The organism is Mycobacterium interjectum (genome assembly GCF_900078675.2).
Classification (GTDB): domain Bacteria; phylum Actinomycetota; class Actinomycetes; order Mycobacteriales; family Mycobacteriaceae; genus Mycobacterium; species Mycobacterium interjectum.
Genome location: NZ_LT546237.1, coordinates 1442679 through 1465220 on the forward strand (window position 1 = coordinate 1442679; position 22542 = coordinate 1465220).

Annotated in this window: 24 protein-coding genes and 5 pseudogenes; 20 read left to right on the plus strand and 9 right to left on the minus strand. The window is 67.9% G+C overall.

The features are described from left to right. Positions 1-225: 225 nt before the first annotated feature. From BN4348_RS41120 to BN4348_RS41145, 6 genes and pseudogenes are all read left to right on the plus strand, one after another. Positions 226-468: pseudogene (locus BN4348_RS41120) on the plus strand (IS110 family transposase); the annotation flags it as partial. Continuing rightward, positions 455-571, plus strand: a pseudogene (locus BN4348_RS61380) (hydrogen peroxide-inducible genes activator); the annotation flags it as partial. The pseudogenes BN4348_RS41120 and BN4348_RS61380, both read left to right, overlap by 14 nt. A 26-nt stretch (positions 572-597) precedes the next feature. Continuing rightward, positions 598-1299, plus strand: coding sequence for an EthD domain-containing protein (locus tag BN4348_RS41130; protein ID WP_066912665.1), 702 nt, complete (start codon positions 598-600; stop codon positions 1297-1299). A 9-nt stretch (positions 1300-1308) separates the two neighbouring features. After that, the gene (locus BN4348_RS41135; RefSeq protein ID WP_066912667.1) at positions 1309-1752 is read left to right on the plus strand and encodes a TIGR03618 family F420-dependent PPOX class oxidoreductase; all 444 of its coding nucleotides are present in this window, start codon (positions 1309-1311) and stop codon (positions 1750-1752) included. Between the two features lie 231 nt (positions 1753-1983). Beyond that, positions 1984-3051: an IS110 family RNA-guided transposase gene (locus BN4348_RS41140; RefSeq protein WP_211145681.1), complete on the plus strand. Its 1068-nt coding sequence runs from the start codon at positions 1984-1986 to the stop codon at positions 3049-3051. 14 nt (positions 3052-3065) lie between these two features. Continuing rightward, positions 3066-3815, plus strand: a complete 750-nt coding sequence (locus BN4348_RS41145; RefSeq protein ID WP_066912669.1) for an enoyl-CoA hydratase/isomerase family protein — start codon at positions 3066-3068, stop codon at positions 3813-3815. 1 nt (position 3816) lies between these two features. Here BN4348_RS41145 and BN4348_RS41150 read toward each other — a convergent pair whose 3' ends face one another. Next, positions 3817-3996 (minus strand): (2Fe-2S)-binding protein, encoded by a 180-nt coding sequence (locus tag BN4348_RS41150; protein WP_066912704.1) that lies wholly within the window; start codon positions 3994-3996, stop codon positions 3817-3819. A 235-nt stretch (positions 3997-4231) separates the two neighbouring features. Between BN4348_RS41150 and bfr the strand changes: the two genes are divergently transcribed. The 11 genes and pseudogenes from bfr (at position 4232) to BN4348_RS41205 (ending at position 14247) form a co-directional block, all read left to right on the plus strand. Further along, positions 4232-4711, plus strand: a complete 480-nt coding sequence (bfr, locus tag BN4348_RS41155) for a bacterioferritin (protein ID WP_066912671.1) — start codon at positions 4232-4234, stop codon at positions 4709-4711. A 77-nt stretch (positions 4712-4788) separates the two neighbouring features. After that, positions 4789-6885 (plus strand): MDR family MFS transporter, encoded by a 2097-nt coding sequence (locus BN4348_RS41160; protein WP_066912673.1) that lies wholly within the window; start codon positions 4789-4791, stop codon positions 6883-6885. Continuing rightward, entirely contained in the window at positions 6882-7376 is a 495-nt protein-coding gene (locus tag BN4348_RS41165; RefSeq protein WP_066912675.1) for a carboxymuconolactone decarboxylase family protein, read from the plus strand. Before BN4348_RS41160 ends, BN4348_RS41165 begins: the two co-directional genes overlap by 4 nt. A 38-nt stretch (positions 7377-7414) precedes the next feature. Then, positions 7415-8103 (plus strand): annotated as a pseudogene (locus tag BN4348_RS41170) (TIGR03854 family LLM class F420-dependent oxidoreductase). A 22-nt stretch (positions 8104-8125) separates the two neighbouring features. Continuing rightward, the gene (locus tag BN4348_RS41175) at positions 8126-9478 is read left to right on the plus strand and encodes a type I glutamate--ammonia ligase (protein WP_066912677.1); all 1353 of its coding nucleotides are present in this window, start codon (positions 8126-8128) and stop codon (positions 9476-9478) included. A gap of 11 nt (positions 9479-9489) precedes the next feature. After that, the gene (locus tag BN4348_RS41180; RefSeq protein ID WP_066912708.1) at positions 9490-10599 is read left to right on the plus strand and encodes an amidohydrolase family protein; all 1110 of its coding nucleotides are present in this window, start codon (positions 9490-9492) and stop codon (positions 10597-10599) included. Between the two features lie 31 nt (positions 10600-10630). Further along, the gene (locus BN4348_RS41185) at positions 10631-11464 is read left to right on the plus strand and encodes a lysophospholipid acyltransferase family protein (protein WP_066912678.1); all 834 of its coding nucleotides are present in this window, start codon (positions 10631-10633) and stop codon (positions 11462-11464) included. Further along, positions 11464-11898, plus strand: a complete 435-nt coding sequence (locus BN4348_RS41190) for an SRPBCC family protein (RefSeq protein WP_066912680.1) — start codon at positions 11464-11466, stop codon at positions 11896-11898. The genes BN4348_RS41185 and BN4348_RS41190 overlap by 1 nt, the downstream gene beginning before the upstream one ends. Before the next feature lie 130 nt (positions 11899-12028). Continuing rightward, positions 12029-13345 carry a cytochrome P450 gene (locus BN4348_RS41195; RefSeq protein ID WP_066912682.1) on the plus strand — a complete coding sequence of 439 codons (1317 nt, stop codon included), beginning with the start codon at positions 12029-12031 and terminating at the stop codon, positions 13343-13345. A 35-nt stretch (positions 13346-13380) separates the two neighbouring features. Further along, complete coding sequence (locus BN4348_RS41200) at positions 13381-13917, plus strand: hypothetical protein (protein ID WP_066912683.1); 537 nt, start codon at positions 13381-13383, stop codon at positions 13915-13917. Positions 13918-14028: 111 nt separating this feature from the next. Beyond that, positions 14029-14247 carry a hypothetical protein gene (locus tag BN4348_RS41205; RefSeq protein ID WP_066912685.1) on the plus strand — a complete coding sequence of 73 codons (219 nt, stop codon included), beginning with the start codon at positions 14029-14031 and terminating at the stop codon, positions 14245-14247. A gap of 27 nt (positions 14248-14274) precedes the next feature. On the opposite strand, the gene BN4348_RS41210 is transcribed toward BN4348_RS41205, so the two are convergent. Continuing rightward, positions 14275-14733 carry a nuclear transport factor 2 family protein gene (locus tag BN4348_RS41210; protein WP_066912687.1) on the minus strand — a complete coding sequence of 153 codons (459 nt, stop codon included), beginning with the start codon at positions 14731-14733 and terminating at the stop codon, positions 14275-14277. Positions 14734-14798: 65 nt separating this feature from the next. Here BN4348_RS41210 and BN4348_RS61385 point away from each other — a divergent pair. After that, positions 14799-15234, plus strand: a pseudogene (locus BN4348_RS61385) (dienelactone hydrolase family protein); the annotation flags it as partial. Positions 15235-15236: 2 nt separating this feature from the next. Here BN4348_RS61385 and BN4348_RS41215 read toward each other — a convergent pair. From BN4348_RS41215 to BN4348_RS41240, 6 genes and pseudogenes are all read right to left on the minus strand, one after another. Further along, positions 15237-16415: pseudogene (locus BN4348_RS41215) on the minus strand (cytochrome P450); the annotation flags it as partial. A 48-nt stretch (positions 16416-16463) separates the two neighbouring features. Beyond that, the gene (locus BN4348_RS41220) at positions 16464-16883 is read right to left on the minus strand and encodes a lipoprotein LpqH (RefSeq protein ID WP_066912689.1); all 420 of its coding nucleotides are present in this window, start codon (positions 16881-16883) and stop codon (positions 16464-16466) included. Positions 16884-16896: 13 nt separating this feature from the next. Next, positions 16897-17730, minus strand: a complete 834-nt coding sequence (locus BN4348_RS41225) for an SDR family oxidoreductase (RefSeq protein WP_066912690.1) — start codon at positions 17728-17730, stop codon at positions 16897-16899. A 6-nt stretch (positions 17731-17736) separates the two neighbouring features. Further along, positions 17737-18210, minus strand: a complete 474-nt coding sequence (locus BN4348_RS41230) for an SRPBCC family protein (protein WP_096866136.1) — start codon at positions 18208-18210, stop codon at positions 17737-17739. Between the two features lie 36 nt (positions 18211-18246). Next, positions 18247-18669: a resuscitation-promoting factor RpfC gene (rpfC, locus tag BN4348_RS41235; protein WP_235852712.1), complete on the minus strand. Its 423-nt coding sequence runs from the start codon at positions 18667-18669 to the stop codon at positions 18247-18249. Positions 18670-18791: 122 nt separating this feature from the next. Next, a complete protein-coding gene (locus BN4348_RS41240) occupies positions 18792-19352 on the minus strand; it encodes a chorismate mutase (protein ID WP_066912696.1) in 561 nt (186 codons plus the stop codon). A 52-nt stretch (positions 19353-19404) separates the two neighbouring features. Between BN4348_RS41240 and BN4348_RS41245 the strand changes: the two genes are divergently transcribed. Then, complete coding sequence (locus BN4348_RS41245; protein WP_211145712.1) at positions 19405-19983, plus strand: hypothetical protein; 579 nt, start codon at positions 19405-19407, stop codon at positions 19981-19983. 60 nt (positions 19984-20043) lie between these two features. On the opposite strand, the gene ag85B is transcribed toward BN4348_RS41245, so the two are convergent. After that, positions 20044-21036 carry a diacylglycerol acyltransferase/mycolyltransferase Ag85B gene (ag85B, locus tag BN4348_RS41250; protein ID WP_066912698.1) on the minus strand — a complete coding sequence of 331 codons (993 nt, stop codon included), beginning with the start codon at positions 21034-21036 and terminating at the stop codon, positions 20044-20046. A 597-nt stretch (positions 21037-21633) separates the two neighbouring features. Between ag85B and BN4348_RS41255 the strand changes: the two genes are divergently transcribed. Next, positions 21634-22542: DUF7159 family protein (locus tag BN4348_RS41255; protein ID WP_066912700.1), on the plus strand; the 909-nt coding region annotated here is incomplete at its 3' end.

Here is a 22542-nt window from a genome sequence, read left to right on the forward strand (position 1 = left end):
TCAGTGTCAGGGTGAGATGCCGCATGTTGCGGTGGTTGGATCCTGATCACCTGGTGTCTGGCTCTTAGGCTGTGTGCCGCCGTTGGGTTGGCGTCCATGGGTTTTGTCGGCATCAGGTGTGAAGGACCGGCCGGCGTGACTTGATAGGAGCGTGGCACCGCCCCCACTGAGGTTTGTCCGCCGACCGGCCCAACCGTCACCTCACAGTGAATGGAGGCAACCACCATGGTTGTTGTTGGAGCCGATGTGCACAAGCGCACGCATACCTTCGTCGCCGTCGACGAAGTGGGTCGCAAGCTCGGGGAGAAGACCGTCAAAGCCATTACCGCTGGGCATGCCGAGGCGGTGATGTGGGTGCGGGAACGGTTCGGGGCCCAGGTGGTGTGGGCGATCGAGGATTGCCGGCATCTGTCGGCAAGGTTGGAACGCGACCTGATGGGTTTTGGCCAGAAGNCGACGGATCGGCCTGGTGTTTCGCTCCTCGAGCGGCCGTGACGACGCCTATCGGCAGCTGGCCGCGATGATCGGCACACTGATCGGCCAGGAACACCAGGTGCGGATCGTTAAATAGTCGTGCTCCGGCGGTAAGTTCGGCCCATGGAAAAAGTGATCGCCGTGCTGATGCGTGCCGACTCCAACGACGACTGGTGCGCCCGGCAACGGGGTCACGTCGCCGACGCCCTGTTGGAACTGGGCCTGCCCGGGCTGCAGATGAACGTTCGTGACGGCGCGGTGCGTCACTCGCTGATGACGCTGACGACGATGGACCCGCCGGTGGCCGCGGTGGTGAGCATGTGGACCCAGCAATGCTATGGCGACCAGACGGCGGCGGCGCTGAAATTCCTCGGCCAGGAATGCGAGCAACTCGCCGCCTACCTGGTGACGGAGTCGGTTCCGCTTGCCGCCCCGCCGACCGAATCCGGTTGTCGGACAACGGGTCTGGCGAATATCGCGTTGCTGCGCCGCCCCGCGGATCTGGACCAGGCGACCTGGCTGGACCGGTGGCAGGGTGATCACACCTCGGTGGCCATCGAAACCCAGTCGACCTTCGGCTACACCCAGAACTGGGTGGTACGCGCCCTCACCCCGGACGCGCCGGGAATCGCCGGCATCGTCGAGGAGTTGTTCCCCGAGGAGGCGATCACCGACCTGAAGGCATTCTTCGGTGCCGCCGACGACGACGACCTGCAACACCGGCTTGGCCGGATGGTCGCCAGCACAACTGCATTCGGCGCCAATCAGAACATCGACACGGTGCCGACCAGCCGCTACGTGTTCAGGACACCATTCCGGGATTGAGGATCGCTCATGACGACGCTCGACGAGGCCGTTGCCCTCGCCAAAGGAGAAAGCGGACTGGCGGTGGTCTCGACGGTTCGCGCCGATGAAACCGTGCAGGCTTCGTTGGTCAACGTCGGCCTGCTGCCGCACCCGGCGACGGGGGAGCCGGCCCTGGGGTTCACCACCTACGGCAAGGTCAAGTTGGCCAACCTGCGGGCCAGGCCCCAGCTGGCCGCCACCTTCCGCAACGGCTGGCAGTGGGCGACCGTCGAGGGCCGCACCGAGCTGGCCGGTCCCGACGACACGCAGCCCTGGCTGACAGACGCGGACCAGTTGCGCCTGCTGCTGCGCGAGGTCTTCACCGCCGCCGGCGGCACCCACGACGACTGGGATGAATACGACCGCGTGATGGCCAAGGAGCGGCGCGCGGTCGTGCTGATCGCCCCGACCCGCGTCTACAGCAACGGGTGAACCGCACCCGTTAGGCTGCAGTCAGTGTCAGGGTGAGATGCCGCATGTTGCGGTGGTTGGATCCTGATCACCTGGTGTCTGGCTCTTAGGCTGTGTGCCGCCGTTGGGTTGGCGTCCATGGGTTTTGTCGGCATCAGGTGTGAAGGACCGGCCGGCGTGACTTGATAGGAGCGTGGCACCGCCCCCACTGAGGTTTGTCCGCCGACCGGCCCAACCGTCACCTCACAGTGAATGGAGGCAACCACCATGGTTGTTGTTGGAGCCGATGTGCACAAGCGCACGCATACCTTCGTCGCCGTCGACGAAGCGGGTCGCAAGCTCGGGGAGAAGACCGTCAAAGCCATTACCGCTGGGCATGCCGAGGCGGTGATGTGGGTGCGGGAACGGTTCGGGGCCCAGGTGGTGTGGGCGATCGAGGATTGCCGGCATCTGTCGGCAAGGTTGGAACGCGACCTGATGGGTTTTGGCCAGAAGGTGGTGCGGGTGCCGCCGAAGCTGATGGCTCAGGCTCGTGCCTCAGCACGTACTAAGGGCAAGTCCGACCCGATCGACGCACTGGCCGTGGCGCGAGGGTACTTGCGAGAACCTGACTTGCCCGTGGCCTCGCATGACGAGGTGTCGCGCGAGCTCAAGCTGTTGGTGGATCGCCGGGAAGTTCTTGTGGCACAACGGACTGCAACGATCAACCGGTTGCGTTGGCGGGTCCATGAACTCGACCCCGAGCGTGCCCCTGTCCCAGCGTCGCTGGATCGTGCCAAACATTGCGAGTTGTTGGGCGCCTGGCTGGCGACCCTGCCCGGTCTGGTCGCTGAGTTGGCCCGCGATGAACTGGCCGACATCACCCGGCTGACAGACGCGATCGACACGTTGGCCAAGCGGATCGGCGAACGCGTGCGTGTGGTGGCCCCGGCCTTGCTGGCGATGCCCGGGTGCGGGGAGCTGACCGCGGCCAAACTCGTCGGCGAGGCCGCCGGGGTCCCCCGGTTCAAAAGCGAGGCGGCTTTTGCCCGTCACGCCGGAGTGGCGCCCATCCCGGTGTGGTCGGGCAACACCGCAGGCCGGGTGCGCATGACGCGCTCAGGCAATCGCCAACTCAACGCTGCCCTGCATCGCATCGCCGTCACCCAAATCCGCCTGCAAGGAGCCGGACAGATCTACTACCGCCACCGCCAAGGCTGCGGTGACTCCAACCCCGAAGCCCTGCGCTGCCTCAAACGACGCCTGGCCCGCGTCGTCTTCGGCCACCTAAACACCGACCACAACAACCGAACAAAGCCTTGCCAAACGGCAGCGGCTTGACATAGGAGAAACCCGTGACGCTGCAGATCGACGACAAGAACCGGGTGCGCACCCTGACGCTGAACCGGCCCGAGGCGCTCAACGCGTTCAACGAAGCCCTCTACGACGCGACGGCCGACGCGTTGCTGGCCGCCGCCGAGGATCCGGAGGTCGCCGTCGTCCTGCTGACCGGCGCGGGCCGCGGCTTCAGCGCGGGCACGGACCTGGCCGAGATGCAGGCCCGCATCACCGACGCCAACTTCACGCCGGGCAAGCACGGCTTCCCCGGCCTGATCGATGCTCTGAGCGCGTTTCCCAAGCCGCTGATCTGCGCCGTCAACGGCGTGGGGGTGGGCATCGGCGCCACCATCCTCGGCTACGCCGACCTGGCGTTCATGTCGTCGGCGGCCCGCCTGAAGTGCCCGTTCACCAGCCTGGGCGTCGCCCCCGAGGCGGCCTCGTCGTATCTGCTGCCGCAGCTGGTGGGCCGGCAAAACGCCGCCTGGCTGCTGATGTCCTCGGAGTGGGTCGACGCCGAGGAGGCGTTGCGGATGGGTCTGGTCTGGCGGGTCTGCGACCCGGATGAGCTGCTTCCCGAGGCCCGTCGGCACGCGGAAGTCCTTGCCGCCCGGCCAATCTCGAGCCTGATGGCCGTCAAGCACACGATGATGGAGCCGATACGTCCCGGGATCACCGCGGCGAGTGCGCGGGAGAACGCTCACTTCGCCGAACTGATGGGCGCTCAGGCCAACGCCGCGGCCCTGGCGGACTTCAACAAGCGGTGACCTACTGAGCGGGCTCGAACTGCCGCGAGGCCGCGATGATCGCGCGCAGCGTGCGCCTGCAGCGCCCGCAGTCACCGCCGGCGCCGCACGCCTCGGCAACCTCCTTGGACGTCGAGGCACCCCGCGCGACGGCATCGCAGACGGTTTGGTTGGTGGCTCCGACACAGAGGCACACGTACATCAGCACACCCCCCGGGGGCGGACGTAGGCGGAGCGAACAAGCCGCATGTTAGTGAAGTCTAGCCTAAGTAGGTTAGCGATGCCTAACCCCTGGTGCGTGACTCACGCGACACACTGAGCACAGCCATACCTTCCTGGAAGATTCCAAATCGGCATGGCAAAGTGCTGCTAGAGCCCGGTGTTCAGCCCAACCCGCCGCGGCCGGCCAAGCCCGCCTTCACACCGTAGGAGCGATCATGCAAGGCGATCCGGATGTTCTGCGCCTGCTCAACGAGCAGCTGACCAGCGAGCTCACCGCGATAAACCAGTACTTCCTGCACTCCAAGATGCAGGACAACTGGGGCTTCACCGAGCTGGCCGAAAAGACCCGCGAAGAGTCCTTCGACGAGATGCGGCACGCGGAAGAGATCACCGATCGCATCTTGCTGCTCGACGGGTTGCCCAACTACCAGCGCCTCTTCTCGTTGCGCATCGGCCAGACGCTGCGCGAGCAGTTCGAGGCCGACCTGGCCATCGAATACGAGGTGCTGGACCGGCTCAAGCCGGGCATCATCATGTGCCGCGAGAAGCAGGACAGCACCAGCGCGAACATCCTGGAAAAGATCGTGGCCGACGAGGAAAAGCACGTCGACTACCTCGAGACCCAACTGGAGTTGATGGAAAAGCTGGGCGAAGAGCTGTACTCGGCGCAGTGCGTGTCGCGGCCACCGAGCTGACCCCACCGGGGCAGCTCTTGGTTGCCATCGGTTGACCCTGGGCATTCATAGGCATCGAACGCCCGGGGAAGGCAGGCATGACGAGCACGACACCAGCGGCGGTTCCAACCGGCCAGTCTGTCGAGTCCGGACCAGGCGACGCCGCGGTCAATCCGCAGCGACGCAATTTCATCTTCGTGGCGGTCTTGCTCGGCATGCTGATGGCCGCGCTGGACCAGACGATCGTGGCGACGGCGCTGCCGACCATCGTCGCCAACCTTGGCGGGGCGGGCCATCAGTCGTGGGTGGTCACCAGCTACCTGCTGGCGTCGACCATCATCACCGCCCTGGTCGGCAAGTTCGGTGACCTCTTCGGCCGCAAGAGGGTGTTCCAGGCGGCGGTGGTGTTCTTCATCTCCGGGTCGGTGCTGTGCGGGCTTTCGACGTCGATGGGCATGCTGGTGGCGTGCCGCGCCCTGCAGGGCATCGGGGGCGGCGGCCTCATGGTCACCGCCATGGCGCTGATCGGCGAGGTGATCCCGCTGCGCGACCGCGGCCGCTACCAGGGCGCGATGGGCGCGGTGTTCGGCGTCACCACGGTGATCGGCCCCCTGCTGGGCGGCTACTTCACCGACCACTTCACGTGGCGCTGGGCGTTCTGGATCAACGTGCCGATTTCGGTCGTCGTCTTCTTCGTGGCGGCCGCGGCCATCCCCGCGCTGGCCGACCGAACCAAGCCGGTGATCGACTACACCGGGATCGTGTTCGTCGGCCTGGGCGCCACCGGCCTGACGCTGGCGACCAGCTGGGGCGGGACCACCTACCCGTGGGGGTCGCCCACGATAGTCGGGCTGTTCGCCGCCTCCGTCGCCGCGCTGGCCGTCTTCGCCTGGGTGGAAAGCCGCGCCGCCGCGCCGATTCTGCCGACGCGGCTGTTCGGCAGCCCGGTGTTCACGGTGTGCTGCGTGCTGTCCTTCGTCGTCGGGTTCGCGATGCTGGGCGCGCTGACGTTCCTGCCGACATACATGCAGTTTGTCGACGGCGTCTCGGCGACCACGTCGGGCCTGCGCACGCTTCCGATGGTGGTGGGGATGCTGACCACCTCGATGGGCAGTGGTGTCCTGGTCGGCCGCACGGGCAGATACAAGGTCTTTCCCGTCGCCGGCACCGCGGTGATGGCGGTCGCGTTCTTCCTCATGTCGCGCATGGACCCGTCGACTTCGGCCTTGCTGCAGTCGCTGTTCCTCGTCATCCTCGGCGCGGGCATCGGGATGTGCATGCAGACCCTGGTCCTGATCGTCCAAAACACCTCGAGCTTCGACGACCTCGGCGTCGCCACCTCGGGGGTCACCTTCTTCCGGACGATCGGAAGTTCGTTCGGCGCGGCGATATTCGGTTCGCTGTTCACCAACTTCCTGCACAGCCGCATCGGTCCGGCCCTGCTCGCCAGCCGCGCCCCCGCCACCGCGGCCGCGTCGCCCGAGGCCTTGCACCGGCTGCCGCACGCGGCGGCGGCCCCGATCGTGGCCGCCTACGCCGACTCGCTCACCCAGGTCTTTCTCTGGGCGGTGCCGGTCGCGCTGCTCGGGTTCGTCCTGGCGCTCTTCCTGCGGGAGGTTCCGCTCCGGGACATCCACGACAGCACAGTGGATCTCGGCGACGCGTTCGGGATGCCGAACAGCGAGACACCCGATCAGATGCTGGAGGCGGCCGTCGCGCGCATGCTGCGCAGCGAGCCGGGCATGCGCCTGCGGAGCATCGCCATGCGACCCGACTGCCGGCTCGACGTCGCCGGACTGTGGGGCGTCCTGCGCATCAACCGCTACCGGCAGATGTACGGGTCGGCGCGGCTCACCGACATGGGCGAGTACCTGCGCATACCGTTCGAGGTGCTGGAGCCCACCTTCTCCCGGCTTGTCGCCGCCGGGTACGCGCAGGGCGACGGGGACGAATTGTGGCTGACCCCCGCCGGAATGCAGCAGGTCGATTACGTGCATTCGCTGCTGCTGGCGTGGCTGGCCGACAAGCTGGCCCGCTCACCCAGCTTCGAGGGCCGGCCCGACCTGCGCCAGGTGCAGGCCGCGCTGGAACGCGTCGCGGGCCGAGTGCTGGCCCAACGCGATTGGCATGAGGAACACCCGACCATGGCGATCAAGGCCGCGGGCCCCGGGGCTGGGCGTACCATCTCGCCATGAGCCGAATCGGAACGTTCGCTGACGACGACATCTACAGCTGGGCCGCGAAGTCGCCTGACCTCGGCGGCGCCATCGCCAACTTCAGCCAGGCGGTCTACACGAAGAACCGGCTGCCCATGCGCACCCGCGAACTGGCCCGGGCGGTGATCGCCCACGACAACGAATGCACCGTGTGCATGAACACCCGCGACGCCGACGGGCCCGCCGCCGGCGTCGACGAAGAGCTGTACGAGCACGCGCTGGAGTGGCGCACCTGGCCGGGGTACAGCGAGCAGGAGCGCCTGGCCGCCGAGTTCGCGCACCGCTTCGGCACCGAGCACACCAAGCTGCGTGACGACGAAGATTTCTGGAGCCGGTGCAACGAGCACTTCTCCGAGGAGCTGCTCGCCGACCTCGCCATGTCGTGCGCCCTGTGGGTGGGCATGGGGCGGATGCTGAGGACCCTCGACATCGGCCAGTCCTGCATGCTCACCCTGCCCAGCCGCGCCTGACCCGCCGCGCTCAATTGCGCTGCGACACTTAAACATCCGTGAAGATTCGGTTCGGCGTCGGGCTGGGCGCCGATACGGCGCCGGATCAGCTCGCCGGCATCGTCGACCACCTGGAGAGCAGCGGCGTGGACTCGCTGTGGTTCTCCGAGCTGGTGTACTCCCCGGCGGTCGATCCGATGGTCGGCATGGCCTACACGCTGGCCCGGACCACCCGGTTGAAGGCGGGCACGTCGGTGGCCGTGCTGCCCGGGCGGCATCCGGTGCTGGTGGCCAAACAGCTGGCGTCGCTGGCGGCCGTCGCGCCAAAGCGGGTGTTACCGGTCTTCGGTCTGCGCCCGGCGATCCCGGCCGAGCGTGAGGTGTTCGTCGTCCCCGACGGAGAGCGCGCCGCGGTGTTCGACGAGTCCCTGCGCGTGCTGCGCGCGGCGCTGGTCGACGACGCGGCCACCTACCACGGCCGCTACTTCACCGTCAGCGGCGCCGCGGTCGCTCCACGGCCCGTGCCGCCGCTGGACATCTGGCTCGGCGGCTCGGCGTCGGCGGCCCTGTCTCTTATCCTACTCTAGATGTGTCTAAGATANCCGCGGGCTGGGAGAAGCTGCACCGGCAGCTCGACGCCTACATCGACGCGGGCCTGACGAAGTTCGTCATCCGGCCGGCCGGTAAGGCGCCGCTGGACGCCTTCATCGACCGGTTCGTCGGCGAGCTGATCACCCGGCAGAACTGATCGAGTTGCCACAATGGCAGCCATGACAGCCACCCCGCTCGCCGCCGCCGCGATCGCGCAGCTCGAGGCCGAAGGCGTCGACACGGTGATCGGCACCGTCGTGAACGCGGCCGGGCTCACGCAAGCCAAGACGGTCCCCATCCGCAAGACCAACACCTTCGCCGACCCCGGCCTGGGCGCCAGCCCGTCGTGGCATGCCTTTGCCATCGACCAGAGCGGCATCGCGTTCACCGACGACGTCGGGGTGGTCGGCGACCAGCGCCTGCGCCTCGACCTGGCGGCCTTGCGGATGATCGGCGACGGGCTGGCCTGGGCGCCCGCCTCGTTCTTCTTCCAGGACGGCACACCCGTTGCCGCGTGCGGCCGGGGAACGCTGGGGCGAATCGAGGCCGCCCTCGCCGAAGCCGGCCTCGAGGCGGCGATCGGCCACGAAATCGAGTTCCTTCTCGTCGATCCCGACGGTGGACGGCTGCCGGCCGCGCTGTGGGCGCAGTACGGCCTGGCGGGGGTGCTCGAACACGAGGCGTTCGTGCGCGACGTCAACGCCGCGGCCACGGCGGCCGGCGTCGGGATCGAGCAGTTTCATCCCGAATACGGGGCCAACCAGTTCGAGATCTCGTTGTCGCCGCTGCCGCCGGTGGCCGCCGCCGACCAGCTGGCCCTGACCCGGCTCATCATCGGACGCGCCGCCCGCCGCCACGGGCTGCGCATCAGCCTGTCACCGGTGCCGTTCGCGGACAGCGTGGGATCCGGTGCGCACCAGCATTTTTCGCTCACGACGTCGGAGGGTCCGCTGTTTTCCGACGGAACGGGCCGGGCGGGCATGACCCCGGCGGGGGAGAGCGCCGTCGCCGGCGTGGTCAGTGGGCTCCCGGAAGCCCAGGGCATCCTGTGCGGTTCGATCGTGTCCGGTCTGCGGATGCGGCCCGGCAACTGGGCCGGGGCGTATGCGTGCTGGGGCACCGAGAACCGCGAGGCGGCGGTGCGATTCGTCAAGGGCGGCCCCGGCACCCCGCGCGGCGGCAACGTCGAAGTCAAGATCGTCGATCCGTCGGCCAGCCCCTACCTCGCGTCGGCGGCAATTCTCGGCCTCGCGCTGGACGGGATCAAGCGCCAGGCGGCCCTGCCGCCCGAGATCACGGTGGACCCAGCGCAGCTCTCGGATGCGGATCGCGACGCCGCGGGCATCGTGGCGCTGCCCGAGTCGCAATCGGAAGCCATTGCCGCCCTTGATGGTTCGGCGCTGCTGCGGGCAATCGTGGGTGACGCCGCGGTCGACATGGTGGTCGCCGTCCGCCGCCTCGAGCAGGAACGCTACGGCGACCTGGATCCGGAGCAACTGGCGGACAAGTTCCGGATGGCCTGGAGCCTGTGACGGGGTCCGTCATGGTGTCCGACCCGTCCGCGCTGGCGCACCGCATCGACGAGGTGGCCCTGATCGACCAGCACGCGCACGGATGCTGGTCGACGGCCGGGGACCGGCAGCGCTTCGAGAACGCCCTCAACGAGGCCAACACCGACCCACTGGCGGACTCGGGCTTCGACTCCCAGCTCGGTTTCGCCGTGCGCGCCCATTGCGCGCCGATTTTGGGATTACCCAAACACGTTGAACCGCAAGCCTACTGGGAGCGGCGCCGGCAAATCGGCGAGACCGAGCTGGCCCGGCTGTTCTTGCCCGCCGCCAAGGTGAGCGACTGGCTGGTCGACACCGGGATCGGCGCAGATACGGCCGGAACGGCCGAGATGGCCGATTGGTCCGGTAACCGCGCACACGAGGTGGTCCGGCTCGAGCAGGTCGCCGAGCAGGCCGCCCAGGCGCCCGGCGATTACGCCGCCGCGTTCGAGGAGATCCTGCACCGGCGCGCGGCCACGGCCGTCGGCACCAAATCCGTTCTGGCCTACCGCGGCGGGTTCGACGGAGACCTGAGCGAGCCGCCGGCGGCGCAGGTGGCCGAGGCCGCCGCACGGTGGCGCGACGACGGCGGCACCCGGCTGCGGGATCGGGTGCTGCTGCGCTTCGGGCTGCACCGGGCGTTGCGGCTGGGCAAGCCACTGCAATTCCACGTCGGCTTCGGCGACCGCGACTGCGACCTGCACGACGCCAATCCGCTTTTTTTGCTCGACTTCCTGCGGCAGTCCGGCGATACGCCGATCGTGCTGCTGCACTGCTATCCCTACGAGCGCGAGGCCGGATACCTCGCGCAGGCCTTCAACAACGTCTACCTCGACGGCGGGCTGAGCGTGAATTATCTGGGAGCCCGCGCCCCGGCGTTCATCGCCCGGCTGCTGGAGATGGCGCCGTTCCGCAGGATCCTATATTCGTCTGATGGGTACGGCCCAGCGGAACTGCACTTTCTCGGTGCTGCCTTGTGGCGCAACGGGATTCACCGCGTGCTGCGCGGATTCGTCGAGAACGGGGACTGGAGCGAGGGCGACGCCATCCGGGTGGTCGACCTGATCGCCCGGGACAACGCCGCCCGCCTCTACGGCGTTTGACTCCCGGTGACACCGGGGTATACCCGGTGCTATGGCGACCGTCGGGGACGTCTTGGAGTGGGCCCGCAACCAGGTCGTGTCGCGGGTCCCCAAAGCCGATCTCGATCAGCGCGACCCCGACTACATCCGCGACCAGCTGCCGGGCACCTGGCTGCTGGCGTCGCTGTACTTCCGGGCGGACGTGCGGGGCCTCGACCGGATCCCTCCCGAGGGGCCGGTGCTGCTGGTCGGCAACCACAGCGGCGGCAACGTGCCGCCGGACACGTTCGTCTTCACGCTCGCGTTCTGCTCCTACTTCGGCGTCGAACGGCCCTTCTACCAGCTGGCCCACAACCTCGTCGTCTCCGCGCCGCCGCTGGGCTGGCTGCGCAAATTCGGCACCGTCGCCGCCAACCCCGACAACGCCCGGCTGGCATTGGAGTCCGGGGCGGCGCTGCTCGTCTATCCCGGGGGCGACTACGAGGTCTTCCGCCCGTCGTGGGAACGACACAAGGTCGACTTCGGCGGGCGCATGGGCTACGTGCGCCTGGCCCGCGAAACCGGCGTGCCGATCGTCCCCGTCGCCAGCGTCGGCGGCCAGGAAAGCGCGCTGTTCCTCAACCGCGGGCAGTGGCTGGCCAAGCTGCTGATGGCGGACAAGTTGTTGCGGCTCAAGAGCATCCCGATCTCGCTGGCGCTGCCGTGGGGCATCAACATCAGCGACCTGGCCGGGCACATCCCGCTGCCCACGAAGATCGTCATCGAGGTGCAGGAGCCGATCGAGGTCGACGGTGACGACCAGGCGGTGCACGACAAGGCGGTGGCCAGCCTGCAGGGCGGTGTCGACCGCCTGGCCGCCGAACGCCGATTCCCGGTGATCGGCTGATGCGCGTCGAACGCCGCTGCCTGATCAACGCCGACCGCGACGCGGTCTGGAAGATCGTGGGCGACCCCGACCGCTACCCGTCGTTCATGACGAGCCTCGAGCGGTGGGAGCCGTCGAACGACCAACCGGCCGGCGTCGGCGCGCGCTACACCGTGCACTGGAAGATCGGGTCGGTCCCGGTCGGCGGCCTGATCGAGGTGGTCGAATTCGACGAGGGCCGCGACCTGGCCTGGGTCGGCATCACCGGCGTGAGCCTGCGTGGGCGGATCCGGCTGCGCGACGCCACGGGTGGCAGGACGAAAGTGACGTTCCGGCTGTCGTACCAGGCGCCCGGCGGCTTGATCGGCTACCTCGCCGACCGCGTCGCGGTGCGTCAGGTGGGCCGCAACCTGTCGGAAACCCTGAAGTGCCTCAGGAGGCTGGCCGAGTCGTAGCCGGCCCTGCCCTGCCCGCGAAGGTGCGCAGAATGTCAGCCGTACCGGCGTGTCGGGGTGCAAACACGCACGCTCGCGGCCGGCGAGAGCCATTACGCTCATGGGCAACCAACCAGGGAGTGTGAGCGCCATGGAGGTCCCCGTCCGGGAGTGGACGCACTGGGTGACGGGGTACGGACTCTCGCGCGTCTCGCTGAAACTGCTGGCGCGGCGGGGCGATCCGTTGGCGCAGCTGCTGAGGCTCGACAGCAACCCGGTGAGCGATATCTATCCGCTCATCGAGCGAGTTCGCGAACGCGGACGCATGTCCCCGGTCCGGGGGGCCGGCTGGGTCAGCGCCGACGCGCAGATCGTCCGTGAAGTGCTGCGCGACGGCCGGTTCAGGACGATCAAGCAACGGGATCGCTCGCCCTTCCGGGTCGGCAAGTGGATCCTGGCGAAAACCGATCCCTACGTGTTGAATCCCCTCCAACCGCCCTCGATGCTGGTCACCGATCCGCCGGATCACACGCGCTTGCGTCGCCTGGTGTCGCGGTCGTTCACGCCACGGGCGCTCGACGGACTCAGCACCCGGGTTCACGAGGTCGCCGACGACCTGCTCTGCGGGCTGGACGGCCGCGCGGAGTGCGATTTGATCGCCGAATACACCACCCGGATCCCGATCGCGGTCATCGCCGAGATGCTGGCGATTCCGCGCGACGAGATCAGCTACCTCTTCGCGGTCAGCGAATGGACGACGGCATTGATCGGCAACGCCGCCGCATCCTGGAAGGACTTCAGGACGGCGACCAAAGCCCTGCACGGATTCGACCGATACCTCGCCGAACATATCGAGCGGGTGAGGCGAGGCGACGCCGCCGACAGCATCCTGTCCGACGTGGTGCACAACGGCGACCTCACCGAAGTCGAGACCAAGCTGCTGGCCGGGCTGGTGCTCGGGGCGGGGTTCGTCACCACCACCCATGTCCTCGGCAAGGCGGTCGTGGCACTCGTCCGTCACCCGGATCAGCTGGCCGCGCTGCGCGCGAACCCCGAGGGATGGCCGAACGCGGTCGAGGAAATCCTGCGTTACGACACCACCGGTCAGGTCGCGGGGCGGGTCGCCACCGAACCCGTTGACATCCAGGGCTATTCGGTGCGGGCGGGCGAAACGATATTTCTTCTGGTGGGCGGGGCCAACCGCGACCCCGCGGTGTTCGAACGCCCCGATGTCTTCGACACAACCCGCGCCAACGCCCGCGAGCACATCAGCTTCGGTTATGGTGTGCACGCCTGCCTGGGCGCGGCGCTGGCTCGCATGGAACTGCACATCGGCCTGCAGTCGTTGTTCGAGCGCTTCCCGCGGCTGGCGCTGGCGGGCGAACCGGCCCACAACGGCAGCATCGGTCTGCACGGACTCACTCAGCTGCCCGTGTCACTTCGTGCCGCGAGCGTCGCGCCTTCCTAGGTCTACCCTCGAGGAGTACGAGGGAAAGGCATGCGATGCTCGCAGCGTTCGGATTCGAAGCCCTAGGCGTCGTCATCGGCGACATGTATTTCGTCGACCCGACCCCGCTCGCCGGTCAGGAAACTCCGGAGCGGGGGGTCAGGCTGGAACTGCGCCTCATCGACCGGGCCGCACCCCAGGGATCGATCTATGCCGGCATCCCGATCGCCTTCACCCGCCCGGTGTGGCGTGTCGACCTTTTCGGGTCGACCGAGAGCCCACCCGGAACGCTCGACCGGGCCCATCACCACCCCCGCTTCACCGGTTGGGAACCCGGACGCAGGCAGTTCGTCCCCGAGCTCTCAGCCGACCCGCTGTCCTGGCTGGCCGATCAGTTGGCGAACCCGGCGGCCGTGCTGGCGCGGGCAGGAGTCGAAGCGGACGATTTCACCGAAGCCGATGTGACGGGACTCGCCGCCGCGGCCCCGGAGATCGTCGCGGTCGTCAAACGCATGCTGGACGGCGTACGGGACGGGCAACTGGCTCCGGCGCCCGCCGAGCCGGTTGCCGCCGCCCGCACCGGTTGGCTCTGACGGCGGATCGCGGCCTTCCGGAATAATGCCGGCGCCACGGCGGTTGTCCAACATGTGTCTAATAGCCGTGACTTCCGGTAGGAGCCACTTACCGTCCCGAAGGCATCCGCCATGTTGCATTTGCTGCCCAAGTCCCACTCACTGCCCGATACCCCCGCGCGCGATGGCGAGCCGGCGGCGTTATCTCATCACCACTGGCCCGGCCCGGCGTTCCTCGAGGCGATCGGGCACATTCACTTCGGCGCCTCCGAGCCGCGACGGCTTTACCCGCTGCACGAGGCCAGCTATCTCGAGACGGAACTGATGTCCCGCCTCATGGAGCACCTTTGACGGGTTGGGCGCCCGCGGACTGACCCGTCAGACCAACCCCGACGCGTCGAACACCCAGCTGGTGTCCGCCGTCGCGAGCGCCTCGAAGTGGTTGGGCGGCGCGAAGCTCACGAGGCTGTTCATGTCCCAATAGTCTTTCCACACCGTGATCTTGCCGTCGTCGACTTTGTGGACGGTGACGAACCTCAACACGCCCTGCTCGCCGGTCGCGAAAGTCCAAGTCTCCGAGTGCTCGTAGATGACGTCGGAGCCGTTGGACACCAGCACGCCGTCATGGTTTTCGTAGCCGGCCAGCGGCTCGAGCCCCATCTTGAGCCGCTTCACGATGTCCTCGGGACCGCGCGCCGACAACGCGGGGACCGGCATGTCGACATAGAGGCAGTCGTCGGCGAGGAACGTCTTGACCGCGTCCCAGTCCCGCCGCGACAGCGCCTGCCACATCCCGACGACGACGTCCTCTACCGCGATCTCAGAAACCTCTGTCATAGCGGCAAATAAACTAGGTTGCTGAACGCGTGTCAACCACGGCTCTGCGGCGGATACCCCTGAGCGTGACCGCGCTGCGGCGCTACATCGCCGAGGAAATCGCGACCGACCACGTCGACGGCCTGCTCACCCGGCGTGACGCCCGTCGACGGCTGGCCCTGCTCGGCATCGGCGCCGCCGCCGCGGGCGAGCTCATCGCGGCCCGCGCCCAGCGCCAAGACGCAGACCGGTTCCCCCAAGCCCACCGCCATCGAAAGCCCAACTGGCTCAGCGCAACCGCCGGGCGCGGCCGACGCGCTGCCGACCGCGGCCATCGCCTGGGCCGGGCCGCAGGGCCGGCTGCAAGGGGCATGGGCCCAGGCACCCAATTCCAGGAGCTGCGTGCTGGTCGTCCACGAGAACGAGGGACTGAACGACTGGGTGCGGTCGGTGGCCGGGAGGCTGGCCGGCGCTTGCCATTCGGCGCGGGCCATCGATTTGTTGGCCGCGGAAGGCGGAACCNCGACTTCCCCCTCGGCACGCGCGAGCGCGGCCCCCAGGCAGAAGTGACGACCGCCGGAGAACGCGAGATGCCTTCCCGCGTTGGGCCTTTCGATGTCGAAGCGGTGCGGATCGGGAAACACCGACGGATCGCGATTGGCGGCGGCCAGGTAGATGACCACCAGATTGCCGCGTGCGATCTGCATGCCCGCCACCTCGACATCCCTGAGCGTCATCCGCGCGGTCAGCTGCACCGGCGAGTCCAGACGCAAAATCTCTTCGACGGCGTTGGGCCACAGCTCGGGTCGTTGACGCAATGTCTCGACGTGCTCGGGCCTGTCCAGCAGCATGCGAATCCCGTTGCCCAGCAGGTTCACCGTGGTCTCGAACCCGGCCGCCAATACCAGGCCGGCGATCGCCTGCAACTCCTGCGGATCGAGACGCGTTTCGGCGGAACCGCTTTCGGCCATCTGGATCAACTGGCTCATCAGGTCGTCACCGGGGGTGCGCCGCAATTCGCTCAGATGACCGGTGAGCCAGGTGTCGAACCCCGCGATTCCCTTCTGCACGTTGCGGTACTGCCACCACGGCAGGCCGACATCCAGGCTCGGTGCGCCCAATTCACCGAACTCGAGAACGCGGCGCCGGTCCCGCTCGGGCACCCCCAGGATGTCGCTGATGATCGCGACCGGAAGCTGCGAGCAGTACCCGTCGACCACGTCGATAACCCCGTCTTGGCCGGCCAGCGTGTCCAAGAGACTGACGGCGGTCTGCTCCACCCGGTCACGCAGCGCCGCGACGGCCCTTGGCGTAAAAACTGCCGACACCGTCTTGCGATAGCGCGTGTGGTCGGGTGGCTCGACGGCCAGCAGCGACGGCGCGCGCAGCGGATGCAGAAAGTCGTCGCGAGCGCGGCGCTCCAGCCAGCGCAGCGGGGCCGGCAGATTCGAGCCCATGTTCACCACGCGGAAGTCGTCGGATCGCAGCAACTCGTGGGCCAGCGCATGATCGGTCGTCAGGTAGTTGATGCGCCCTTTCACGAGCGGCCCGAGGGCACGCAACTCCTCATAGAACGACACCGGGTCGGCGGCCACCGTGGGATCGGCGATCAGCCTCGCCTGGGGGTCGCCGCGCCGTGCCCCGAACGCCGCGACGCCTCGGATGAAGCCATGCATCGCAAGCCAGTGCAACCGCTCTTTCACCGCGCCTCCCTCACCTCGGCCCTTCACCCAGGGTAGGCCGCGGGAGGCTCAGCACTCAGCTGTGATCTTGAACTCGGTGGTCACCGTTTTGTTGGGATTGCTGTTGTTGATGCCGTACGCGCTGCCGGTGATCGTGTAGGCGCTGTTAGTGAGGTCGGCGTGCGCATCACCCACCCCGCCCTGCCAGTAGCTGCCCGTGAACCCATCGACGTTGCGGATCTTCACCCACTGCGGGATGACGCGGTAGCCGCTGAGCAACACTGTCGCTTCGACGTGGCCGTTCTCGTCGCCCATGTCGAGCGTCCGATAAGACTGGGCCTGGCTGCATGCCGCCGGACGGGCCGTGTGCGTAGTGCCGTCGATGGTGACGTGGGCGGCTTTCCGGGGCATGGTCTGCGCCTGCCCGCACCCCGCGGCGGCCGCCGTCGCGATCAGGGCGAAAGCGATTGCCAGCAAACGGTTTTGCACGGAGTCGTCTCCTTCACTGCCGCTTCGGCATCAGCGCCGGTAGGGACTTGGCGATGCGGCCCCGCACGAACTCGGGGCTCAGGCCCTTGAGCAGGTCGATCACCCGGATGCTCTTGGGCACGTACCAATGCAAACGCTTCGGGTCGTGATAGGCCTGCCACGCCGCCTCCGCCACGCTGCTCGCCGGCATCAGCCGCATCATGCCCTTCTTGGGCGCCCTCGCGCGAAGCTCCTCGGCGGACATCGCCGGACCGCCGTCGTCGGAGTGGTTGGTCGTGGTGGTGAGGATGGCGGTGTCGATCAGGCCCGGCAGCACGTCGGCGACCCGAACCCCATGCCGCTGCCATTCCACGCTCAGCGCCTCGGTGAGGCCCTTGACCGCGTGCTTGGTCGACGAGTAGACCGCGATGCGCGGCATTCCGTAGGTGCCCGAGGACGACGACGTCGAGAACATCAGGCTGCCGGGTGTCTTCTTCAGGTAGGGCAGCGAGGCGTAGGCGCCCGTCAGCACCGCTTTGAAGTTGACCTCGACGACGCGCATCGAGGCGTCGTACGGCACATCCTCGAACCAGCCCGATTCGCCGATGCCGGCGTTGTTCCACATCATGTCGAGCCCGCCGCCGTCGTTGCCGGCGCAGAAATCCGCCAGGGCGCCGTCCAGGGCGGCCTTGTCCGTCACATCGACCGCGCGCGTCCAGAGCCGGTCGTCACCCAGCTCTTGGCGCAGCGTCGCCAGGCCGTCTTCGTTGCGGTCCACCGCGCCGACCCGCCAACCCTTGGCATGGAAGAGCTTGGCGCCCTCGCGGCCCATGCCGCTGCCCGCGCCGGTGATGAAGACCGATTTCACGACGCGTCAGCCCGCCTCGACCACATCTTTGATGCGGTTCAGGGTCTTGGTCATGTCCCGGACGTTGCGCCGCCTGCGCAGGAATCCGCCGAACAACCAGTAGACGCCGAGCCACGGGGCCGGGGTGAGCCGGAAGGACTCCGTCACGTCGGTGCCGCCGCCACTGGGCGCCAACCGGTAATGCCAGTTATTCACCGGCCTGTCGCCCAGCATCACCGAGAACCCGAACTCGCGGCCGGGCTCGCACGCGGTGACCTCGCACGTAGTCCAGTACACCGGTCCGAGCTCGTTGCGCCGGACGTGGCCGCGAAATTTGGCGCCGAGGGCCGGGCCGGTCGCGTCGCCCAGCCATTCGGCCTCAAACACTTCGGGGGAGAACCGTCCGGTGTTGCGAACATCCGCGATGACATCCCAGATCTTGTCCGCGGGCGCCGCCATGTGGACCGTCGCCGAACCTTCCATGGGCTGATCCAAACACAGCTTGGCGCCGGGTCATAGGGCGCGGGCCCGAAGTGATCAGTGCGGTACGGCCGCCTGAATGAGCCCGTTGATCATCTGCTTGATGCCCTGAGCGGGATGCGAATACCACGCGATAGGAAGCCCCGAGGAGCTGCCGCACTTCGGCCATGGCTCCAACCCCTCTTCGGCGAACACGCGGTTGGCCACGGCGATCTGTTGGTCCCTGGAGGCGGCCGCGGGGTTGCCGACGCCGCCGTACTGGGCCCACGTGCCCGGCTTGAATTGCAGCCCACCGTATTCCCCGTTGCCGGTGTTGGCCTGCCAGTTGCCACCGGATTCGCATTGCGCGACGGCGTCCCAGTTGGGGGCCGTGGGGGCGGCGTTCGCCACACCGGTGGAGGAAGTCAGCGACGCTGCAACGAACCCGCCGACCATCGCGGACTTGACGAGAGGCTTGCAGAGTTTTCTCATGCCAGGCATTTCGCGGAGCGTGTCCGAAGCGTTACCGATTCGAAAATGTCGCGAGATATGCCCTCTAGCAGCGAAATCAGCGCCGTGAGCAGCGGATTCGCAGGTTTAGAAAATCGTGAGAGTTAAATAAATTAGCCCTGGCAATACGACCGGGTGGCCAGCGAAAGCGCTTGTTGATAAAGGTCATCCAGTTGTCGGGCGCGTGCGACGCCGGCCCTGGCGGCGTCCAGCTCCGGGGCGCAGGCCGGCGAGTGCAACAGGTCCCAGTGGGCCTCGATCTGGGCCAGCATCGTCCGGTTGAAGCCGTCGATGACCGCCCGCGACGCCGACAGGTCCGGCGCCGCGGACGGCGCGTCGCCCGGCTTCAGCTTCCATCCCGCGAACCGGCTGTATTCGATTGCCTCCGTGGCGTTGATCTGATCGCCGAACACCCGGGCGACGTAATCGGCGTCGATCCGCGCGGCGTCGGCCTCGCCGCGCGCCTGCGCGAGCTCCTGCTCGACGCGGCCCGGGTCCTCGATGGCGCCGTGGGTATTCCACTTGAACGCGGCCACGGGCTCGGCGACCTGTAGCCGCTGCGCGGCGGCGTCAACCAAGGCGGTCAGCGCACCGGCGGGATCGGCTCGCGCCTCCGTCGCCAGCACTGTCGCCGCCACCCAGCAGCCGATCAGCACGGCTCGTCCGCAACCCATGACGATGATTCTGACCTGACGCCTGCCCTTCCCGGAGTTAGCCTGGCCGCTGATGCCAGTGAAGTCTTCGGCCGCGTTGCGCTCGACGCAGGTTCGCGCGGTGATCGCCGCCGCGCTGACGGCCTCGCTGCTACTGGGCGGAGCTTTCCTGGCGGTGGACAGGCTGCACACGACACCCGCCGACGTCATCGACCACCCAGCCAACCCGGTCACCGACGATCAGTCCCGGGCTCAGGTGGTCGAGTCGGCCCGACAGATCGTCGCGCTGGCCCGGCTGCAAACGGCGTCGGCGGGCTACACGCTGATGTCGTGCAAAAACCGGGACGAGCCGCCGTATCAGGGCGCAATCTATCTCACCTTCGCGCTGCCCGCCGGCGCCCGGCCCGACGCTTTCTTCCCGACGGTCGCGGCGACGCTGGCCGCCCATGGCTGGACCCGCGGCCTGCCGCCGAATGGTCACGCGTACGCCGAGTCGCTCACCACGGACGCCGCCACGGCGATCGTCTATCTGCAAAGCGAAGAGCCGAGCCTGGGTGTGCTCCGCGTTTACGGTCAGTGCCGGAACATGAGCGACCACCGCAGCGACTCGACGGCCTGGGTCGACGTCACCGACCGACTCAGGGCCCCTTGACGCGCTACTGCGCCTGACGTCATCGTCAAGCGCAGTAGCGACCTCAGGTTGGGTGGGTGGTTAGCCGCCGCCCCCGGGGGTGGCGCCCAGGCTGCCCTGCAGGTCGGGCTTCATGGCGTTGAGCTGCGCACCCCAGTACTCCCAGCTGTGCGTTCCATTGGCATCGAAGTTGAACACGGCGTTGTGGCCGCCGGCCGCGTTGTAGGCGTCCCGGAACTTCAGGTTGCTGCTGCGCACGAAGTTCTCCAGGAACTCGGCGGGCATGTTCGCCCCACCCAGCTCCGACGGTGTGCCGTTACCGCAGTAGACCCACAGGCGGGTGTTGTTGCCGACCAGCTTCGGGATCTGAACCGTGGGGTCGTTGCGTTGCCAGGCCGGGTCGCTCGAGGGGCCCCACATGGCATCGGGCTTGTAGCCGCCGGCGTCACCCATCGCGAGACCGATCAGGCTTGGCCCCATCCCCGACGACGGGTCCATCAGCGCGGACAGCGAGCCCGAGTAGACGAACTGCCCCGGGTGGTAGGCGGCGAGGATGAGCGCCGAGGATCCGGACATCGAGATGCCGACCGCGGCGCTGCCGGTGGGCTTGACGCTGCGGTTGGCGTTCAGCCATTGCGGCAGCTCGCTGGTGAGGAAGGTTTCCCACTTATACGTCGAGCAGCCGGCCTTGCCGCAGGCCGGGCCGTACCAGTCGGCGTAGAAGCTGGACTGCCCGCCGACCGGCATGATGATCGACAGGCCCGACTTGTAGTACCACTCGAACGCGGGGGTGTTGATGTCCCAGCCGTTGTAGTCGTCCTGGGCCCGCAGACCGTCGAGCAGGTACACCGCCGGGGAGCCGTTTCCACCGCTTTGGAATTGGACCTTGATGTTGCGGCCCATCGCCCCGGACGGCACCTGCAGGTACTCGACCGGCAAACCCGGGCGCGAGAACGCGCCCGCGGTCGCCGCGCCACCGGCAAGACCGATCAGGCCCGGCAGGGTGACAGCCGCGGCTGCACCGACCAAAAGCCGGCGCCCCCAGGCCCGGATCTTCTCGCTCACGTCTGTCATACCTGCCCCTTGTCCGTCTGTGATCGCGGTCTCAGCTGGAATTTACCGGGTTATTCGGCCAAATGTCGATTGGGACGCGGTGTTGTCGCAGTTTCATATCGGTTTCCGACCGAATTTCGCATTGTGGACAAAAGGCGCCTCGAGGGGCCATACCGCCCGAAGCGCCAGGCAGCCGGGCCGCGGCGACAAACGCAAGGCGGTGCGGCGACCGCCGCCACGCCCGATGTAAAGGACATCTCTCGAATGGCGAGTCGATTTGCGCGACACGCCCGGTGGGACGCCGGTCAGGCGCGCCGGCGGGGCGCCCCCAGGTCGGTCGGGTGTTTTTTCCGCGGCCGCAAAAGGCGATTTCGGGGCCCGGCGGCGGCGCCCGAAGCGCGCAGCGTGGGGCAGGCACGCGCGTGGCCTGCGAGTTCAACGCGAATTCAATACCGGGGCAGCCGAACTTGCGCGGACCGCGTAGGCTCTCACGGAGCAAGCCGATGGAGACCACACATTCCGGTCCGTTCCGGCCCTCACGAACTGTCGCGCCAGCGAGCTTTTGGTGCGCGATCGCGGGTCAGGGCGACGGAGGACCGGGCCGATTGAGGTGCAAGTTTGGACACGGTACTGGGGCTATCACTGACGCCGGCCACCGTCGGGTGGGTCCTCGCCGAGGGACACGGCGCCGACGGCACGATCCTGGACCATCGGGAATTGGGCCTGCCCAGGGGCCGCGGGGTCCGCGCCCTGAGTACCGCCGAGCTGGTGGCGGACGAGGTACTGCGGGCCGACGCGCTGGCGGCCACGAGCGACCGCCGAGTGCGCGTCATCGGGCTGACCTGGAGCGACGAAGCGTCCGCTCAGGCGGCGCTGGTGTTGGAGGCGCTGACCGACGCCGGCCTGGACAACGTCGTGCCGGTCCGGATGCTCGAGGCGGTCGAGACCCTCGCCCGCGCCATCGCGCCGGTCATCGGCTACGAGCAGACCGCCGTCTGCATCCTCGAGCACGAGTGGGCGACCGTCGTCATGGTCGACACCCATGACGGCGAGACGCGAACCGCCGTCAAGCACGTGCGCGGCGGGTTCGACGGGCTGAGATCCTGGCTGAGCGGGATGTTCGAACGACCGACCGGCTGGCGCCCCGGCGCGGTGGTGGTCGTCGGCGCGGACAGCGAGCTCAACGGGTTCTCGTGGCAGCTCGAAAAGGCTTTGCCCGTTCCCGTTTTCGCCCAGACCATGGCCCAGGTGACCATCGCGCGGGGCGCGGCCCTCGCCGCGGCCAACAGCACCGAGTTCACCGACGAACAGCTGGTGGCGCACGTCAGTGAGCCCGTCGCCGCGCCGGCGGCGCGGACCCGGAGGTTGTCCTACACGGGCGCCGCGACGGCATTGGCTGCCGGTGCGATCACTTTCGTCTCGTCGCTGTCACTCGCTTTGGGTATTCAGCTCGCCCCGGCCAGCGAGTCCGCGCCGGCGAAGCGCGTCGTGCACGCCCCGCCCCAGCAGATCGCCGAGGCCGTCGCG

What these genes read in the sequence shown, in the direction of transcription:
- BN4348_RS41130 (WP_066912665.1), top strand. Translation starts at nt 598, where the DNA reads ATGGAAAAAGTGATCGCCGTGCTGATGCGTGCCGACTCCAACGACGAC.
- BN4348_RS41135 (WP_066912667.1), top strand. Translation starts at nt 1,309, where the DNA reads ATGACGACGCTCGACGAGGCCGTTGCCCTCGCCAAAGGAGAAAGCGGA.
- BN4348_RS41140 (WP_211145681.1), top strand. Translation starts at nt 1,984, where the DNA reads ATGGAGGCAACCACCATGGTTGTTGTTGGAGCCGATGTGCACAAGCGC.
- BN4348_RS41150 (WP_066912704.1), bottom strand. Translation starts at nt 3,996, where the DNA reads ATGTACGTGTGCCTCTGTGTCGGAGCCACCAACCAAACCGTCTGCGAT.
- bfr (WP_066912671.1), top strand. Translation starts at nt 4,232, where the DNA reads ATGCAAGGCGATCCGGATGTTCTGCGCCTGCTCAACGAGCAGCTGACC.
- BN4348_RS41160 (WP_066912673.1), top strand. Translation starts at nt 4,789, where the DNA reads ATGACGAGCACGACACCAGCGGCGGTTCCAACCGGCCAGTCTGTCGAG.
- BN4348_RS41165 (WP_066912675.1), top strand. Translation starts at nt 6,882, where the DNA reads ATGAGCCGAATCGGAACGTTCGCTGACGACGACATCTACAGCTGGGCC.
- BN4348_RS41175 (WP_066912677.1), top strand. Translation starts at nt 8,126, where the DNA reads ATGACAGCCACCCCGCTCGCCGCCGCCGCGATCGCGCAGCTCGAGGCC.
- BN4348_RS41180 (WP_066912708.1), top strand. Translation starts at nt 9,490, where the DNA reads ATGGTGTCCGACCCGTCCGCGCTGGCGCACCGCATCGACGAGGTGGCC.
- BN4348_RS41185 (WP_066912678.1), top strand. Translation starts at nt 10,631, where the DNA reads ATGGCGACCGTCGGGGACGTCTTGGAGTGGGCCCGCAACCAGGTCGTG.
- BN4348_RS41190 (WP_066912680.1), top strand. Translation starts at nt 11,464, where the DNA reads ATGCGCGTCGAACGCCGCTGCCTGATCAACGCCGACCGCGACGCGGTC.
- BN4348_RS41195 (WP_066912682.1), top strand. Translation starts at nt 12,029, where the DNA reads ATGGAGGTCCCCGTCCGGGAGTGGACGCACTGGGTGACGGGGTACGGA.
- BN4348_RS41200 (WP_066912683.1), top strand. Translation starts at nt 13,381, where the DNA reads ATGCTCGCAGCGTTCGGATTCGAAGCCCTAGGCGTCGTCATCGGCGAC.
- BN4348_RS41205 (WP_066912685.1), top strand. Translation starts at nt 14,029, where the DNA reads ATGTTGCATTTGCTGCCCAAGTCCCACTCACTGCCCGATACCCCCGCG.
- BN4348_RS41210 (WP_066912687.1), bottom strand. Translation starts at nt 14,733, where the DNA reads ATGACAGAGGTTTCTGAGATCGCGGTAGAGGACGTCGTCGTCGGGATG.
- rpfC (WP_235852712.1), bottom strand. Translation starts at nt 18,669, where the DNA reads ATGCCTGGCATGAGAAAACTCTGCAAGCCTCTCGTCAAGTCCGCGATG.
- BN4348_RS41240 (WP_066912696.1), bottom strand. Translation starts at nt 19,352, where the DNA reads ATGGGTTGCGGACGAGCCGTGCTGATCGGCTGCTGGGTGGCGGCGACA.
- BN4348_RS41245 (WP_211145712.1), top strand. Translation starts at nt 19,405, where the DNA reads ATGCCAGTGAAGTCTTCGGCCGCGTTGCGCTCGACGCAGGTTCGCGCG.
- ag85B (WP_066912698.1), bottom strand. Translation starts at nt 21,036, where the DNA reads ATGACAGACGTGAGCGAGAAGATCCGGGCCTGGGGGCGCCGGCTTTTG.